Origin of the sequence: Arsenicicoccus sp. UBA2120 (assembly GCF_002330965.1) — a bacterium.
Taxonomy (GTDB): Bacteria; Actinomycetota; Actinomycetes; order Actinomycetales; family Dermatophilaceae; genus Arsenicicoccus; species Arsenicicoccus bolidensis.
Genome location: NZ_DCYC01000024.1, coordinates 1 through 16,694, shown reverse-complemented (window position 1 = coordinate 16,694; position 16,694 = coordinate 1). Strand labels below are relative to the sequence as shown.

Sequence of the window (16,694 nt, the reverse complement as noted above, 5' to 3'; positions counted from 1 at the left end):
GGATCGGCATGTCGGTGCTGGGGCGGGGGGCGGAGCCCGGGCGATCAGGCCCCAGACGTGGGCTCGTCCCCGGGGATCCACGCACCCTCGGCGTCCCACCGGGCCAGGGGCAGGTCGATGCGCGTGCCGGTGACCAGACCGCCGACGAGCGGCATCGACTCGGCTCGCCACTGCTCGCGAGCCCGGGCCGTGAGCTGCTCGGGGAGGGAACCGTCGGCCCGGACGACGCGCCACCAGGGAGAGCCCCCGGCATACCGGCTCATCACCGACCCGACCTGCCGGGGCCCGCCACGTCCGAGGAGCTGCGCGACGTCGCCGTAGGCGAGGGCGCGTCCGGGCGGGATCTGGTCGACCACCTCGAGCACGTCCTCGGCGTAGTCCCCGATCACCGCGTCCGCGGCCACGCCGTCAGTAGGTGGGGAGCGACGGGTCGACGTCGCGGACCCACGCCAGCACCCCGCCCTCGAGGTGACGGGCGTTGGTGTGGCCGCCGGCGATCAGGGCCTGCAGCGCGGTCGCGGACCGGCCGCCGACCTTGCAGTGGATGACGACCTCCTCGCCCTCCTCGAACCGCGCTGCCGCCCGGCCGGAGACGAACTCCTCGAGCGGGACGGGCTCCGCGCCGGGGATGGAGACGATCGACCGCTCGTCCTCGCCCCGGACGTCGACCAGGCGGAAGCTGTCGGGGCGCTCGCGCAGCATCTGCGCGAGCTCGGGGGCGGTCACGGTCGGGAGCATGGCGTGCACGTCGTCCTCCTGGGTGGCGGGCAGTCCGCAGAACTGCTCGTAGTCGATGAGCTCGGTGATGGTCGGGTGGTCGCCGCAGAGCGGGCAGTCGGGGTTGCGCTCGACCTGCAGCGTGTCCCACCGCTGGGACAGGGCGTCGTGCAGCAGGAGCCGGCCGACGACCGGGTCGCCCATCCCCACGACGAGCTTGATCGCCTCGGCCGCCTGCACGGCTGCGACGGCGGCGCACAGGACACCGAGCACACCGCCCTCGGCGCACGAGGGGACGGAGCCGGGCGGCGGCGGGGTGGGGAAGACGCACCGGTAGCAGGGTCCCTCCCCCGCCCACCAGACGCTCACCTGGCCCTGGAAGCGGAAGATCGAGCCCCAGACGTGCGGTATGCCGACCAGGGCGCAGGCGTCGTCGACGAGGTAGCGGGTGGCGAAGTTGTCGGCGCCGTCCACCACGAGGTCGTAGCCGCGAAGGAGCTCAAGGGCGTTGCTCGAGTCGAGGCGAAGCTCGTGCTCGATCACCTGGACGTGCGGGTTGACCTCGCGCACGCTCTCGGCCGCCGACCGGACCTTGGACCGGCCGATGTCGGACTGGCCGTGGATGATCTGGCGCTGGAGGTTGGACTCCTCGACGACGTCGGCGTCCACCACCCCCAGGGTGCCGACGCCCGCGGCCGCGAGGTAGAGGAGGGCCGGGGACCCCAGCCCCCCGGCTCCCACGACCAGGACGCGGGCGTTGGCGAGGCGCCGCTGCCCCTCGCGGCCCACCTCCGGCAGCAGCAGGTGGCGCGAGTAGCGCTCGACCTGCGAGGTGGACAGCTCGGGCCCGACGTCGACGAGCGGTGGTCGTGCCATGCGGCGACGATACCCCGCACCGGGTGCGAGGCGGCAGGCGTGGAGCCGTCCGAGTAGCATGGCCGGACCCGTGGCCAGGCGCCTCGGGCCCCGGCTGAAAGGACCCCGATGACCACCGCACCGGACCACGTCTCCACCGAAGCCGCCCGCCCCGGGCGCCTGCCACGGTCGGAGCGCCGGGCCCAGCTGCTGGAGGCCGCCCAGGACATCTTCGTCGAGTCGGGCTACCACTCCGCCGCCATGGACGCGATCGCCGAGCGGGCCGGCGTCTCCAAGCCCGTTCTCTACCAGCACTTCCCCAGCAAGAAGGACCTCTACCTCGCCCTGCTGGACCAGCAGTGCACCGCGATCGTCGACCTGGTCCGCGAGGCGCTGGGGTCGACGGACGACAACCGGGCCCGCGTCGCCGCCACCATCGCGGCCTACTTCGAGTTCTTCGACCGGGACGGCGCGCCGTTCCGGCTCGTGTTCCAGTCCGACCTGACGGGCGAGCCGGCGGTCCGCGAGCGCCTGGACCGGGTCGAGACCGAGTGCGCCGAGGCGATCGCCGACGTGATCAGCGGGGACGCCGCGCTGTCCCGCGAGCACGCGCTGATCCTGGGGATGGCGCTGGCCGGCGCCGCGCAGAACTCCGCCCGCCACTGGGTCACCAGCAGCTCCGAGACGGGCGTGACCCGGACCGAGGCCAGCCGACTGGTGGACACGCTCTCGTGGCGGGGGATCGGCGGCTTCCCCAAGGCGGACGCCCCCGGCGAGGCCGCCACCGCCTGACCGGGAACACCCCGACCCGCCCGGCGGTTGGTCACGGACGAGAGCGTCCGGCCCGCCCGCCGGCACCGACCACAACGAAAGGACCCTCCGTGGAGGTCAAGATCGGCGTCCAGAACGTCGCCCGCGAGATCACCTTCGAGTCCGCACAGTCCCCCGAGCAGGTGTCCGAGGCCGTCGCCACGGCCGTCCGCGACGGCTCCCTGCTGACGCTCCAGGACGACCACGGACGGACCGTGGTCGTGCCGGGCGACCGTCTCGGCTACGTCGAGATCGGCGAGGCCGCGAAGTCCCGGGTGGGCTTCGGCTCGCTCTGAGGCAGAGCGGCGTCAGACCGCAGGACGGCGGGGATGTGGTGCAGACCACATCCCCGCCGTCTTGCGGTTGTCATTGTTTCGTGATGCTGGAGTGATTGAACAATGCATGGAGGGGTATCCCATCAGTGACACCGTGTAAGCAGCCCCCCGAGACCGCGGGGTAGCTCACGAGGCGAGGCACCCCTCGCGTCACGCACCTACCAAGGAGAGTCACATGCTGGGCACCATCATCACCGCCATCATCATCGGCGCCATCATCGGCGGTCTGGCCCGTCTGGTCATGCCGGGCAACCAGAACATCTCGATCCTCATGACCATCGTCCTGGGCATCCTGGGGTCGGCCATCGGCTCCTGGCTCGTCTCCCAGTTCGGCTACAAGAACGCGTCCGGCGGCATCGCCTGGATCGCCGTCCTGGCCGGCGTCGTCGTCGCGGCCATCCTGATCGCCATCTACCTGAGCATGACCGGTCGCAAGGGTCGCGTCTGACCCGCACCGAGACCGTATGCCGGAGGGCGGCACCCCCACGAGGGGTGCCGCCCTCCGCGCGTGCCGTCACCGGACGGCATACGACCTCCGTCAGCTCGAGAGGCCGAGCCGACCCATGCGCTCGGTGTGGGCCTCGGCGAGGCGCGTGAACATCCGGGACAGCTCGGCCAGGTCACCGTCCGGCACGAGCATCGCCACCAGCTCGGGGTGCGCGGCGGCCAGCTGCTGCGCCTGGGACATCGCCTCCCCCATGAGCCTGCGCCCCCACAGGGACAACCGGCCCGCCACCGCGGGGTCGGCGTCCACCACCTTGCGGAGCTCCTGCTCGACGAACTCCGCCTTGCCCTCCGACTGCAGGACCCGCTGCATCAGCGGGCGCTCCGCCTCGCCGACGAAGTCGCTCGCCTCGCGGTAGAGATCCATCGCCAGCCCGTCGCCCACGTAGGCGTTGACGAGCCGCTCCGCCCAGGACCCGGGCGCCGTCCGCCGGTGGAAGGCGTCGATGGCCCCCACGAACGGCGCCATCGCGGCCTGCGGATCCGCGCCCAGCGCCCGCAGCCGCTCCTCGAGCGCCTCGTAGTGCCGGAACTCGCGGGCGGCCAGCCGTCCCAGCTCGGCCCGGGCGGCCGACGTGGGGGCCAGCTCGCTGTCGCCGGCGAGCCTGGCGAACCCCGTCAGCTCGCCGTAGGCGAGGGCTGCGAGGAGCTCGACGACACCGGTGTCGGACGCTGCGGGGCTCATGTGCACCCAGAGTAGTCGTCCCGCCGGTAGACTGGGTCGGACCAAGGTGCCCGGTCGGCACGAATCCAGGTGGACCACGTGGTCCCCTCCGCAGCGAGCACGCTGCCCGAAGACCTCCGATCGGCTCCGCTCATCCCGTGAGCCTCGTAAGAGGTCGCCGGCCGCCTCGCGGCTGCAGCCCCCGGCGGCTCACCACGCCCGACAGGACACCCGCATGACCAACCCCGCCCTCGACACCCCCGTCGACGAGCAGACCCGCGCCGAGGCGGCCCAGGTCGCCCCCGAGCTGACCTTCGCCGACTTCGACGTCCACCCGGACATCGTCGCGTCGCTGGCCTCGCTCGGGATCGAGCACCCCTTCCCCATCCAGGCCATGACCCTCCCGGTCGCCCTGGGCGGTCACGACATCATCGGCCAGGCCAAGACCGGCACCGGCAAGACCCTCGGCTTCGGCATCCCTATGCTCAACCGCGTGGTCTCCCCCTCCGACGAGGGCTTCGCCGAGCTGCGCCACGCGGGCAAGCCGCAGGCCCTGGCCGTGGCCCCCACCCGTGAGCTCGCGGTGCAGGTCGCCGGCGACCTCGAGCGGGCCGGACGGCAGCGCGGCGTGCGCATCGCGACGATCTACGGCGGGCGCGCGTTCGAGCCCCAGATCGAGCAGCTGCAGCGCGGCGTCGAGATCGTGGTCGGCACCCCCGGTCGCCTGCTCGACCTCGCCAAGCAGGGACACCTCGACCTCTCGCACGCCAGCATCGTGGTCCTGGACGAGGCCGACGAGATGCTCGACCTGGGCTTCCTGCCCGACGTCGAGAAGATCCTGGCCCTCACGGCCCCCAGCCGGCAGATGATGCTGTTCTCGGCCACCATGCCCGGTGCGGTCGTGGCGCTGGCCCGCCGCTACATGAGCCAGCCGACGCACATCCGCGCCATGGGCGACGAGACGGAGAACAAGCACACCGTCAAGGCGATCGAGCAGTTCGTCTACCGCGCGCACGCGCTCGACAAGGTCGAGATGCTCGCCCGGATGATGCAGGCCAAGGACCGCGGCCTGACCATCATCTTCAGCCGCACCAAGCGCACCGCCGCCAAGGTGGCCGACGAGCTCAGCGACCGCGGCTTCGCGGCCGGGGCCATCCACGGCGACCTGGGGCAGGGCGCACGCGAGCAGGCGCTCCGCGCGTTCCGCAACGGCAAGATCGACATCCTCGTCGCCACCGACGTCGCCGCCCGCGGCATCGACGTCGAGAACGTCACGCACGTCGTGAACTACCAGTGCCCCGAGGACGAGAAGACCTACGTGCACCGCATCGGCCGCACCGGCCGCGCCGGGCACACCGGCATCGCCGTGACCTTCGTCGACTGGGACGACGCACCCCGCTGGGGCATGATCAACAAGGCCCTCGACCTCGGCATCCCCGAGGCCGTCGAGACCTACTCGTCCTCCCCCCACCTCTACAGCGACCTCGACATCCCCGAGGGCACCAAGGGCCGGTTGCCCCGCACGGCCCGCGTCCGCGAGGGCCTGGACGCCGAACGTCTCGAGGACCTCGGCGAGACCGGCCAGCGCGCCGGCAAGGGTCGCCAGGGTGGCGGCCACGGCGGACGTGACGGCGGACGCGGTGGGCGCGGCAGCCGCGAGGACGGTCGCGGCAGCCGCGAGGACGGTCGCGGCAGCGGCGAGGACGGTCGTGGCGGACGTGAGGACGGTCGCGGTGGTCGTGGTGACCGCACTGACCGCGACGCCTCGCACGGCGGCACCGAGCGTGATCGTCCGTCCTCGGATGGGGGTGAGGGCGGGTCCGCCCGTCCGCGCCGCAACCGGAGCCGTCGCCGCACCCGCGGTGGCCGTCCCGTCGAGGGGCAGTCTCCCGCGCAGGGCGGTCAGGACTCCTGACGCCGGACGCCGCGAGGCGCCATACAACACCAACTGTCCAGGTCACGGGCCCTTCGACGACATCGGCGGAGGGCCCGTCGCCGGTTCGTCCGATTTGCCAGGCAGCGGTCAGACCCGCCACAGTGGTGCTTCCTGTGGACGACCAATGACGGGCCGGGATCCTCGGGGGGTCTGCCGGCCCCTGAGGAGGAACCACCGATGTCCGATCAACCGCCACACTCCGTGACCACCGAACCGCCTGAGCCTTCGCGCTCGGAGGGGCCTGGTCAGCAGCCGCTCCCGGAGGGCGACGGCCGCGACCACGCCCTGCTCGCCGGTCTCGCGACCGCGGTGCCCGAGTCCACCGCCCGCCGGCCCGGCGTCGACAAGATCACCTTCGGCATCACGGCCGTCCTGGCGATCGCCTTCGTGGTGTGGGGATTCCTCGGCACCTCGTCGCTCTCCACGGCCTCGTCCGGGGCGCTCGGCTGGGTGATGACCAACGCCGGCTGGGGCTTCGTCCTCATGGCCTCGATGTTTGTGGTGTTCGTCCTGTGGCTGGCCGCGAGCCGCTACGGCGACGTCCCGCTCGGTGGTGACCACGAGGAGCCCGAGTTCTCCACGCGGTCCTGGATCGCCATGATGTTCAGCGCCGGGATGGGCATCGGCCTGATGTTCTACGGCACGGCCGAGCCGCTCACCCACTACATCTCGCCTCCCCCGCGCAGCGGCGGCGAGGCGCAGTCGCCCGAGGCGCTCCAGACGGCGATGGCGACCACGCTGTTCCACTGGACGCTGCACCCGTGGGCGATCTACGCCGTCGTCGGCGTGGCCATCGCCTACTCGACCTTCCGCAAGGGTCGCAGCCAGCTCATCTCGTCGGTCTTCGCGCCGCTGATCGGGCGCCGCCGCGCCACCGGTCCGCTGGGGCGCGTCATCGACATCCTCGCGATCTTCGCCACGCTCTTCGGCTCCGCCGCCTCGCTGGGCCTCGGCGCGCTGCAGATCGGCGCCGGCATCGAGTTCAACGGCTGGGTCGACAGCGCGGGCGCCAACCTCCTGGTCATCATCATCGTGGTGCTGACCATCTGCTTCATCCTCTCGGCCGTGAGCGGCATCTCCCGCGGCGTCGAGATGCTGTCCAACGTCAACATGGTCCTGGCGCTCGTGCTCGCGGTCTTCGTGTTCCTCGTCGGCCCGACGCTGTTCATCCTCGACCTGCTGCCCACCGCGCTCGGGACCTATGTCGACCAGCTGGCCCGCATGGCCTCGCGGTCCGACGCCAGCGGGCTCGAGCCGATGAAGGCCTGGCTCTCCACGTGGACCGTCTTCTACTGGGCCTGGTGGATCTCGTGGACCCCCTTCGTCGGGATGTTCATCGCGCGCATCAGCCGCGGCCGCACCATCCGCCAGTTCGTCACCGGCGTGCTGCTCGTCCCGAGCCTCGTCTCGCTCGTGTGGTTCGCGATCTTCGGTGGCGCCGCCATCGACGCGCAGCGGAGCTTCGGCGACATGGCGTCCAAGGTCAAGGGCGAGCTGCTGGTGGACGCCGACGCGTCGCTGTTCCAGCTGCTCAACCACTACCCGCTCGCCGGGGTCACGACCGTGCTCGTCATGGTGCTCGTCGCGATCTTCTTCGTGTCCGGCGCCGACGCGGCCTCGATCGTCATGGGGACGCTGTCGGAGCACGGCACGATCGAGCCGAGCCGCAAGACGGTGATCTTCTGGGGCGCCGCGACGGGCGCCGTCGCCGCGGTCATGCTGCTCGCCGGGAGCCTGAACGGCGACATGAAGGAGGCCCTCAGCGGGCTGCAGAGCCTGGTGATCGTCTCGGCGCTGCCGTTCGGGATCGTGATGGGCGGCCTGTGCGTCGCGCTGGTCAAGGACCTGCAGAGCGACCCGGTCGTGCGCCGTGCCGCCCTGGCCGACCGCCTGATGCGCGAGGCCGTCGTGCGCGGCGTCTCCGAGCACGGCCACGACGACCTGCAGCTGATGGTCCAGGAGAACGGGGCGACCCGTGACGAGACCCCGCAGCCGCGTCGCTTCGACCGGTTGATCGGGCGCTACCGCAACGGCTGATCGGGTCCGCCCGAGAGGCACCGTGGAGGGGAGTCGACCGTGTCGGCTCCCCTTCGCGCTGCCCCCGCCCGCTACGTCCCTCCGACGTCGTCCGGCTCCAGCGCCGCCCAGGGCGCCCGCTCCGCCACGTGGGCGCTCCCCTCGGGGCAGTGGGCGCGGAAGTCGCACCACCCGCACAGGGCGGACACCTGCGGCGGGAACTGGTCGGACTCCACCCCTCGCTCGCGGTGGTCGGCGTCCGCCCGCCTCAGGTCCACCGCGATGGACTCGACCTCGGCGACCTTGCGGTCCAACGACTCTGGCGTATGCCGGTGGCGCGCCACCGTGCCCGTGGGCACGTGATGCAGCTCGACGTCCACGCAGGGACGCTTGAACATCCCGGCGACCGCCACGGCATACATCGCCATCGGCAGGGAGGTCCGCAGCTCGTCCACCGTCGAGGGCCGGCGCGAGGTCTTGTAGTCCACCACCACGAGCGCCCGTCCGCCGTCGGACGTCGGCCGGTCGTCGAGCCGGTCGATCCGCCCGGTCAGCGCCACCGTGCCGGTGCGCACCGAGACGGTGCGCTCGATCCCGACCGGGCGGTTGCCCGGGGCGATCCCCCGCAGGTAGTCCGTGACCTCCTGCTGCGCCGTCCGCAGCCAGCGGCGGGACATGGCGGCGTCCCGGAACCCCACGTCGACCCAGCTCGCGGCGACCAGCGCGTGCGCCCGGTCCACCGACCACTGCTCCACCGGCACGTCCCACCAGTCCCGCAGCGCGTTGTGCACCGCGATCCCGAGGCTGGTGTGCGCCCGCTGCGGGGCGGCCTTCGGCTTGGGTCGGTCGAGGTACTGCAGGCGGTAGCGCCGCGGGCAGTCGAGGTAGGCGAGCAGGCGGGACGGGCTCGCGGCATACAGCCGCTGCGGCATCCCGGCGAAGGTGCCCTGCCCGGCCGGCTGGTCCGTGGACTGCTGGGTCATGCCGTCGACCCTAGGCACGCGCGAGCCGAGGAGACCATCCACCGCGCCGCCTGTGGACGACGACGCCCGGAACGCGACAGGCTGTGGACGACGAGGCTCAGGGACGCAGCACGGGCACGCCGCTCGCCCGGTCCTCGATCTGCTCCAGCACCCCGGGCGCCGTCGTGTGCTCGCCGATGCGGTTGAGCTTGCCGTCGCCGTGGTAGTCGCTGGACCCGGTCTGGAGCAGCCGCAGGGACCGGGCCAGCGCGGCGCCGTGCGCACGTTGCCGGGGGTCGTGGTCGCGGTGGTCGATCTCCAGCCCCGCGAGGCCCGCCTCGGCCATCGCCTCGATCACCGAGTCGTCGACGACCCGCCCCCGCTTGGCGGCGAAGGGGTGCGCCATCACCGGCACTCCCCCGGCTGCCAGCACCAGCCGCACCGCCTCGACCGGGTCCGGGGCGTAGTGCGAGACGTAGTAGGGCGACCCGTCGTGCAGGTAGTCGCGGAAGACCGCGTTGCGGTCGGGCAGGGCTCCGAGGGACACCAGCGCGTCCGCGATGTGCGGCCGCCCGATCGTCGCGCCCTCCCGCACCTGCGCTAGGACGACGTCATAGGTCAGCTCGGGGAACCGCTCCTGCAGCCGCTCCACGATGCGTTGTGCGCGGCTCTCGCGCGACAGCCGGGCCCGCTCGATCTCGGCCACCAGGTCCGGGTCGGCGGGGTCGTGCAGGTAGGCCAGCAGGTGGATGCTGATGCCCTGGTGAGCGCAGGACATCTCCATGCCGCGCACCAGCGCCACCCCCGTCTCGTCCACGACGCCGGCCGCCTCGTCCCACCCGCTCGTCGTGTCGTGGTCGGTGAGCGCCACGACGTCCAGGCGTGCGTCGCGCGCCGCACGGACCACGTCCGCAGGGTCTTGCGTGCCGTCGCTGGCCAGCGAGTGCGTGTGCAGGTCGATGCGCATCCCGCCAATCTAGGCGCTGGCGATGCGCGGTCGCGTCAGCGGCGGGGCATCAGGACCGTGTAGTCCAGGTCGAGCACGACGTGCGGCAGGTACTTCCCGTCCTCGCCGCGCAGCGGGACGTCGGCGCACGGGTGGTCCTTGGTGGCCACCGTGCGGATCCGCAGTGCCCCCACGTCGTGCCGGCCCGGCAGCTCGATCCGCTCCAGCACCTCCGACCAGGCGTAGACCGTGTGTCCCGCGAACGTCGGGTTGGCGTGGCTGCCACCGTTGATCGCGGCGACGGAGAGGGCGTTGCCGAGCCCGTTGAAGGTCAGCGCTCGGGCGAGCGAGATCACGTGCCCGCCGTAGATCAGCCGCCGCCCGATCGCCGAGGACGCCTGGGCGTGCTGGTCGAAGTGCACCTTGGCGGTGTTCTGGTAGAGGCGGGTGGCGAGCATGTGGTCCGACTCCTCGATGGTGACGCCGTCGACGTGGTCGATGCGCTCGCCGACCTCGTAGTCGTCCCAGAGGAACTCGCTGCCTGCCAGCGCCGTGTCGTAGCCGCCGACGACCCGCCACGGGGCGACGAGCTCGGACGCCGGCACCGCGCCGGGGAGCTCGGGGATCGTCGCCTCCCCCAGCTCGTCGGCGGAGACCCGCGAGCGCCGGCGGACCATCACCCAGCGGACGTAGTCCAGGACCACCTCGCCGTCCTGGTTGCGGCCCTCGGTGCGGACGTAGACGTTGCCGGAGGCGCCGTTGGAGTTGGGCTTGAGGCCGATGACCGTGGAGGCTGCCGTGAGGGTGTCGCCGACGTGGACCGGGCGGTGGAAGCGGCCGCCGGCATACCCCAGGTTGGCGACCGCGTTGAGCGAGATGTCGGGCACGGACTTGCCGAACACGACGTGGAAGGCCAGCAGCTCGTCGACCGGCATGCGCTCCAGCCCGAGGCCGCGGGCGAAGGTCTCCCCCGAGGTCAGCGCGAACCGCGAGCCGTAGAGCCCGGCGTACAGCGCGACGTCGCCCTCGGTGATGGTGCGCGGCGTCGCGTGGACGAGCTCCTGCCCGAGCCGGAAGTCCTCGAAGTAGTTGCCGGCCGTCGTCTTGGACATCGTGGGTCACCTCGTCGTGGGCGGTCTGGGTCCGCCGCCCATGCTGCCGCAGCTGGTCCCCCCCGGGGCACCCGGGTGAGGCGTGCCCTTGCTCACTCCGACCGTATACCGTCCCCCTGCACGACGGGGAGCGTGCCCGTGGTCGCCGCCTCGAGCCGCTGCGTCGCGCCCTCGGCCTCGGGGCTGCCGGCGGCCACCGCCTTGTCCGCCCGGGACCCGTCGCCGCGCGGCGAGGCGTGGCGCAGGTTGCTTCGGCCGGGTCGCGCGAGGTAGGTGCCGAGGGACGCCCCGGCCGCGAGCGCCAGCCCGACGCCCGCGGCGTTGAGCAGCGTCATCGTGCCCTCGCCGAAGGAGGTGCGCGACCCCGCGTGGACCATGATCTCCAGCAGCCCGCGATAGACCATCGACCCGGGCATGAGGGGCACCAGGGCGGCGGTCGTGAGGGCCAGCGACGGGACCGCCAGGCGCCGGCCGAGGTGCACCGACACCATGGCCGCCACGAACGCTCCGACGGCGCTGGACGAGATGCTCCCGAGGCCGATCAGCGTGCCGGCGAGGTAGCCGACCCAGCCCAGCACGCCCATCCCGGCGCACAGCACCACGGTTCGCGGCCCGGCATACGTCGAGATGGCGAAGAAGGCCGAGATGAGCAGCGACCCGCCCAGCTGCTGGGCGAGGCTCCCGAGGGGCGGCGCGGCGCCGCTGAGGACGACGGGGATCCCGACGCGCTGGGCGAGCTGGAGGGTCATGAGGATGCCCACGACGATGCCGAGGGTGAGGATGACGACTTCGAAGGATCGGGCCCCGGCGGTGACGTAGTAGCCGTCGATGGCGTCCTGGGCGGCACCGACGACGGACAGACCCGAGAGCATCATCACGATGCCTCCGGCGACGATCAGCTCCGGGCGCACCCCCTCGAGCCACGTGATCCCCTGGTAGGCCCCTGCCATCAGGGCGGTGGCGGCGACGGTGGGGATGGCGGCGGCGAACACCTGCATGAAGAACGGCGGCACCTGCTTGCGGGCCAGCCAGCCGATGAGCAGGTCGATCGCTGCGGACGCCAGGAACGCGACGATCGTGATCAGGAACGACGCGTTGAGCAGCACGCACACGGCCGCGGCGACACCGGCGTTGCCGAAGGTCACGACCCACCGGCGATAGGGGTGCGGGGCCCGCACGATCGCGGCGAAGACCTCGAAGGCCTCGTCGACGTCCTGCTCCTCCTCGATCCGGTGGACCAGGGCCTGCAGCCGCTGGAGGCGGGTGTAGTCGATGCTGCGCGCCCGCACCACCCGCAGCGTCGTCAGCGGCTCCCGGTCGTGACCGCGGTAGTGCGAGACGGAGATGGACGTGTAGGTGACGTCGACGTGGACGGCCTTGAGCCCGAAGGCCTTGGTGATGCGCAGGGCGTTGAGGGTGACGTCGTTGGCCGAGGCGCCGTGCGACAGCATCATCTCGGCCACGCGCATGGCCAGGTCGAGGGCCTTGCGCGTGAGGATCGGGTCCACCTCGTCGGGGTGCAGCTGCAGCACGCTAGTGCCGTCGCTGGGGCGAAAGACCCGGACGGCCTGCTGGGCGGTGCGGCGCAGCCCCCGGGGCGCGGAGGGGCGCCGTGGCAGGGGCGAGGACGGGTAGTGCGGCTTCGTCACGCTCCGTACTGTCCCCGTCGCCGCACCTGCGACGCAAGCCGCCTCCCCGTGCGTGGCACGATGGTCGCCATGACGAGCGAAGAGCAGCCGAAGGCCGAGCACCGGAGCCGACCCACCAGCGCCGAGTTCCGTGACTTCGTCGCGACGGGGTGGGCGCCACGAGCGACCGAGCCGACGCCGCGCTCGGAGGTCGCGGACGTGACGGTGCCCCGCCGCGAGGCCGTGTCAGCCGAGTTCGCGGGCGAGCGGCTCGTCATACCGGCGGGTGGTCTGAAGGTCCGCAGCAACGACTGCGACTACGTCTTCCGGCCGCACACCGCCTTCTCCTGGCTCAGCGGCCTCGGCGCCGATCGCGAGCCGGACGCGGTCCTCGTGCTCGACCCGCTGGAGCAGGGCGGCCACGAGACCACGCTGTTCTTCCGGCCGCTGGCCCCGCGCGACAGCGAGGAGTTCTTCGCCGACAGCCGGTATGGCGAGTTCTGGGTCGGCGCCAGGCCCACCATCGCCGACGTCGAGTCAGAGCTCGGCGTGCGGGCCCGCCACATCGACGAGCTCAAGGACGTGCTGGCCAAGGACGCGGGCCAGGTGCAGCTGCGGGTCGTCCGGGACGCCGACGCCGCCGTGGCTGCGCTGGTGGACGAGGTCCGCCAGCAGGCGGGCGTCACCGAGTCGCAGACGGAGGTGGACGAGGCGCTGTCCCGCTCGCTGTCCACCCGGCGCATGGTCAAGGACGCGTGGGAGGTCGACGAGATGCGCAAGGCCGTCGCCGCCACGCACCACGGTTTCGAGGGGATCATCGCGGACCTGCCCGAGGCGGTCCGCCGCGGCCGGGGCGAGCGCTGGGTCGAGGGCGTCTTCGGCCTCTACGCCCGGCACGAGGGCAACGGCGTCGGCTACGACTCGATCTGCGCGTCCGGCGACCACGCCAACACGCTGCACTGGATCAAGAACACCGGCGACATCCGCGACGGCGACCTGATCCTCGTGGACGCGGGCGTCGAGGTGGACTCGCTCTTCACCGCCGACGTGACCCGCACCCTGCCGGTCAACGGCACCTTCAGCGAGCCGCAGCGGCGCGTCTACGACGCCGTGCTCGCCGCGCAGGAGGCCGGCCTGGCCGCCGTCAAGCCCCGCAACCGGTTCAAGGACGTCCACGCGGCCGCGATCCGGGTCATCGCCGAGCACCTGCACGCGTGGGGGCTGCTGCCCGACGGCGTCACCGTGGACCAGACCCTGGACCCCGAGCACGGGCAGTACCACCGTCGCTGGATGGTGCACGGCACCTCCCACCACCTCGGCATGGACGTCCACGACTGCCAGCTCGCGCTGCGCGAGGACTACATGGACGCCGAGCTCGTGCCCGGCATGATCCTCACGGTCGAGCCGGGGCTGTACTTCAAGGCCGACGACGAGCTCGTCCCGGACGAGCTGCGGGGCATCGGTGTGCGCATCGAGGACGACGTGCTGGTCACGGCGGACGGCCACGAGAACCTCTCGGCGGCCATGCCGCGCACGTCCGCGGACGTGGAGCGCTGGATCGCCGAGGTGCAGGAGCGCGGTCGCCCCTGAGGGATCTGGCTCTGACAGGTCAGGCCACCAGGGTCAGTGGCGCGGGTCGTCCTCGCCCGCGCGGGTCGCGCCGCTGCCCGTGCTGTCGCTGCCAGTCGGCGGGGCCAGGTCGTACGGCTGCTGACCGGTGGGCGGCGCCGGCGGCACGTCCTGGCGGGGCATGGCGCCCTGGGCCCCGAGCAGGCCTGCGCCGCGGAGCATCTCGCGGGCCTGGGCCTGGACCTGGTGCTCCACGAGCACCTCGTACTTGGTGGCCACGACCTGCGAGACCGAGGTGAAGTCCCGCTTGCCGCGGGTGAAGGCGTAGCCGAGCAGCGCCCACACGAGTCCGAACAGCGCACCGAACAGGACCGTCGTGATGATGGTCCGCATCCCCTGGCCGTCGAAGATCGAGAAGATCAGACCCACGAACAGACCCATCCACATGCCCGACGCGAGGCCGCCGAGGGCGACCTTCTGCTGGGTGAGCCGGCCGGTCACGCGCTCGACCTGACGCAGGTCGGTGCCGACGATCATGACGTTCTGGACCGGGAAGGCGTTGTCGGCCAGGTGGTCGACGGCCTTCTGGGCCTGGGTGTACTGGTCGAAGACCGCGACGGACGACGGCCACTCGAGCGTGAGCCGCTCGGCCATGGTCGCTGCGCTGGGGTTGTTGATGGGGCTCGGGGACATGGGCTCCATTATGCCGTTCGCGCCCGGACCCACCCTGGATGTCCGCCGCACGATCGCCGAACGCAGCCAGCCAGGGATGCAGGGACGCAGGGACGAGCTCGCCTGCTCGATCAGCGTCGCGCGTAGTCCTTGACCAGCCGCCGGCCGATGATCATCTTCTGGATCTCGGCCGTGCCCTCACCGATCAGCAGCATGGGCGCCTCGCGGTAGAGCCGCTCGATCTCGTACTCCTTGGAGTAGCCGTAGCCGCCGTGGATGCGGAAGGACTGCTCGACCACGTCGGCGCAGTACTCGGCGGCCAGGTACTTCGCCATACCGGCCTCGAGGTCGTTGCGCTGGCCCTTGTCCTTGAGGCGGGCCGCCTTGACCATCATCTGGTGGGCGGCCTCGCACTTGGTGGCCATGTCGGCGAGGCGGAAGAGGATGGCCTGGTGGTCGACGATCTTCTTGCCGAAGGTCTCGCGCTGCTGGGCGTAGTCGATGCCGAGCTCGAAGGCCCGCTGGGCCACCCCGCACGCCCGGGCGGCGACGTTGACGCGCCCGACCTCGACGCCGTCCATCATCTGGTAGAAGCCCTGCCCGGGCTCGCCGCCGAGGATCTGCGCGGTCGTGGTCTGGTAGCCGTCGAGGACGAGCTCGGTGGTGTCGACCCCCTTGTAGCCCATCTTGTCGATCTTGCCGGGGACGGTGACGCCGGGCGCGACCTCGCCGAAGCCGGGCTCCTTCTCGACCAGGAAGGTCGTCATGTTCTTGTAGACCGACTCGGCGCCGGTGTCGGTCTTGACCAGGACCGCGACGAGGGTCGAGGAGCCGCCGTTGGTCAGCCACATCTTCTGCGCGTTGATCGTCCACGCGTCACCTTCGCCGGGGACGGCCTTGCTCTTGATCGCGGAGACGTCGGAGCCGCAGCCGGGCTCGCTCATCGAGAAGGCGCCGCGGACCTCGCCGGTCGCCATGCGGGGCAGGTAGCGCTCCTTCTGCTCCTCGGTGCCGTGCTGCAGGAGCATGTAGGCCACGATGAAGTGGGTGTTGATGATGCCGCTGACGCTCATCCAGCCGCGGGCGATCTCCTCGACGCACAGGGCGTAGGTCAGCAGCGACTCCCCCAGACCGCCGTACTCCTCGGGGATCATCAGCCCGAAGATCCCCATCTCCTTCATGCCCTCGACGATGTCCGTCGGGTACTCGTCCTTGTGCTCCAGGTCGGTCGCGACGGGGATGATCTGCTCGTCGACGAACTGGCGCACGAGCTTGAGCAGCTCGCCCTGCTCCTCGGTCAGTCCGTCGGTCGTCTGGATGCGTCCCATGGGGATCTCCCGGCTTCGGTGGTGGGTGGCCTCGGTCTACCAGGGAGTATGACGAAAGGCCGTGGTCGCCGACAGGCGCACGGGCCGTGAGCCTCACCACGCCTACCTCAGGTAGATCCGCTCACCAGGCGCGGCGCAGCACCCCGATGGCCTCGGCGAGGTCCAGGCCGTGCCGCTGGGCGGTGCGGGCGAGGAGCGTGGCGGCGGCCTGGGTCTCGTCGGCGGTGCCGTCGCGCACGTGCTCGAGCACGACCGTGCCGTTGCGGCCGCGCGTGGCCACGTGCCCCTCGGCCTCGAGCTGCTTGTAGGCCTTGGCGACGGTGTTGACCGCGAGGCCGAGGTCCCCGGCCAGCTGCCGGACGGTCGGCAGCCGGGCGCCGGTCGGGAGGGTGCCGTCGGCGACGGCGCCGGTCACCTGCGTGACGATCTGCTCGTATGCCGGAGCCGGGCTGCTCTCGTCGATGGTGAGGATCACGCGAGCACGTCCTTGCCTCGATCCGCCGTGGACCGGATGGCGAGGCACATCCCCCCGGTCCCGCACGTCCAGATCGCGAGCCACACCATGGCCTCTCCCATCACGACGTTCCCCTCATTTTGTAGCATGACGTTATGCGACACATCTAAGCCTCGATCCACCGAT

16 protein-coding genes are annotated in these 16,694 nt (G+C 71.7%); 6 read left to right on the top strand and 10 right to left on the bottom strand.

Annotation, left to right across the window (positions count from 1 at the left end; translation table 11 throughout):
• Positions 1–44 precede the first annotated feature (44 nt).
• Complete coding sequence (locus B2P18_RS02830; protein WP_029210381.1) at positions 45–404, bottom strand: MGMT family protein; 360 nt, start codon at positions 402–404, stop codon at positions 45–47.
• 4 nt (positions 405–408) lie between these two features.
• Positions 409–1,593 (bottom strand): molybdopterin-synthase adenylyltransferase MoeB, encoded by a 1,185-nt coding sequence (moeB, locus tag B2P18_RS02825; protein WP_286955767.1) that lies wholly within the window; start codon positions 1,591–1,593, stop codon positions 409–411.
• Between the two features lie 108 nt (positions 1,594–1,701).
• On the opposite strand from moeB, the gene B2P18_RS02820 reads away from it, so the two are divergent.
• The 3 genes from B2P18_RS02820 (at position 1,702) to B2P18_RS02810 (ending at position 3,165) form a co-directional block, all read left to right on the top strand.
• The gene (locus tag B2P18_RS02820) at positions 1,702–2,364 is read left to right on the top strand and encodes a TetR/AcrR family transcriptional regulator (RefSeq protein ID WP_286955766.1); all 663 of its coding nucleotides are present in this window, start codon (positions 1,702–1,704) and stop codon (positions 2,362–2,364) included.
• A gap of 89 nt (positions 2,365–2,453) precedes the next feature.
• On the top strand, positions 2,454–2,678 hold the full coding sequence (locus B2P18_RS02815; RefSeq protein ID WP_029210379.1) for a DUF3107 domain-containing protein: 225 nt from the start codon (positions 2,454–2,456) through the stop codon (positions 2,676–2,678).
• Between the two features lie 214 nt (positions 2,679–2,892).
• On the top strand, positions 2,893–3,165 hold the full coding sequence (locus B2P18_RS02810) for a GlsB/YeaQ/YmgE family stress response membrane protein (protein WP_019286154.1): 273 nt from the start codon (positions 2,893–2,895) through the stop codon (positions 3,163–3,165).
• A gap of 90 nt (positions 3,166–3,255) precedes the next feature.
• Here the strand turns inward: B2P18_RS02810 and B2P18_RS02805 are convergent, their stop codons facing one another.
• Entirely contained in the window at positions 3,256–3,906 is a 651-nt protein-coding gene (locus B2P18_RS02805) for a ferritin-like fold-containing protein (RefSeq protein ID WP_029210378.1), read from the bottom strand.
• Positions 3,907–4,120: 214 nt separating this feature from the next.
• Here B2P18_RS02805 and B2P18_RS02800 point away from each other — a divergent pair, with 214 nt between their 5' ends.
• Together B2P18_RS02800 and B2P18_RS02795 are read left to right on the top strand one after the other, a co-directional pair.
• Positions 4,121–5,800 (top strand): DEAD/DEAH box helicase, encoded by a 1,680-nt coding sequence (locus B2P18_RS02800; RefSeq protein ID WP_286955765.1) that lies wholly within the window; start codon positions 4,121–4,123, stop codon positions 5,798–5,800.
• Positions 5,801–5,998: 198 nt separating this feature from the next.
• A complete protein-coding gene (locus tag B2P18_RS02795) occupies positions 5,999–7,858 on the top strand; it encodes a BCCT family transporter (protein WP_286960281.1) in 1,860 nt (619 codons plus the stop codon).
• A 71-nt stretch (positions 7,859–7,929) separates the two neighbouring features.
• Here the strand turns inward: B2P18_RS02795 and B2P18_RS02790 are convergent, their stop codons facing one another.
• The 4 genes from B2P18_RS02790 to B2P18_RS02775 all read right to left on the bottom strand — a co-directional run bounded on the left by B2P18_RS02790 (position 7,930) and on the right by B2P18_RS02775 (position 12,506).
• Positions 7,930–8,820 carry a RecB family exonuclease gene (locus B2P18_RS02790; RefSeq protein WP_286955764.1) on the bottom strand — a complete coding sequence of 297 codons (891 nt, stop codon included), beginning with the start codon at positions 8,818–8,820 and terminating at the stop codon, positions 7,930–7,932.
• Between the two features lie 97 nt (positions 8,821–8,917).
• Positions 8,918–9,766, bottom strand: coding sequence for a PHP domain-containing protein (locus tag B2P18_RS02785; protein ID WP_029210374.1), 849 nt, complete (start codon positions 9,764–9,766; stop codon positions 8,918–8,920).
• Between the two features lie 35 nt (positions 9,767–9,801).
• A complete protein-coding gene (locus tag B2P18_RS02780) occupies positions 9,802–10,857 on the bottom strand; it encodes a MaoC family dehydratase (protein ID WP_286955763.1) in 1,056 nt (351 codons plus the stop codon).
• Positions 10,858–10,949: 92 nt separating this feature from the next.
• Complete coding sequence (locus tag B2P18_RS02775; protein ID WP_286955762.1) at positions 10,950–12,506, bottom strand: threonine/serine ThrE exporter family protein; 1,557 nt, start codon at positions 12,504–12,506, stop codon at positions 10,950–10,952.
• A gap of 69 nt (positions 12,507–12,575) precedes the next feature.
• On the opposite strand from B2P18_RS02775, the gene B2P18_RS02770 reads away from it, so the two are divergent.
• A complete protein-coding gene (locus tag B2P18_RS02770) occupies positions 12,576–14,075 on the top strand; it encodes an aminopeptidase P family protein (RefSeq protein ID WP_286955761.1) in 1,500 nt (499 codons plus the stop codon).
• A gap of 33 nt (positions 14,076–14,108) precedes the next feature.
• On the opposite strand, the gene B2P18_RS02765 is transcribed toward B2P18_RS02770, so the two are convergent.
• From B2P18_RS02765 to B2P18_RS02755, 3 genes are all read right to left on the bottom strand, one after another.
• Entirely contained in the window at positions 14,109–14,747 is a 639-nt protein-coding gene (locus B2P18_RS02765) for a general stress protein (protein ID WP_019286165.1), read from the bottom strand.
• 110 nt (positions 14,748–14,857) lie between these two features.
• Positions 14,858–16,054: an acyl-CoA dehydrogenase family protein gene (locus B2P18_RS02760; RefSeq protein WP_029210369.1), complete on the bottom strand. Its 1,197-nt coding sequence runs from the start codon at positions 16,052–16,054 to the stop codon at positions 14,858–14,860.
• 121 nt (positions 16,055–16,175) lie between these two features.
• The gene (locus tag B2P18_RS02755; protein ID WP_019286168.1) at positions 16,176–16,529 is read right to left on the bottom strand and encodes a GntR family transcriptional regulator; all 354 of its coding nucleotides are present in this window, start codon (positions 16,527–16,529) and stop codon (positions 16,176–16,178) included.
• Between the last annotated feature and the right edge of the window lie 165 nt (positions 16,530–16,694).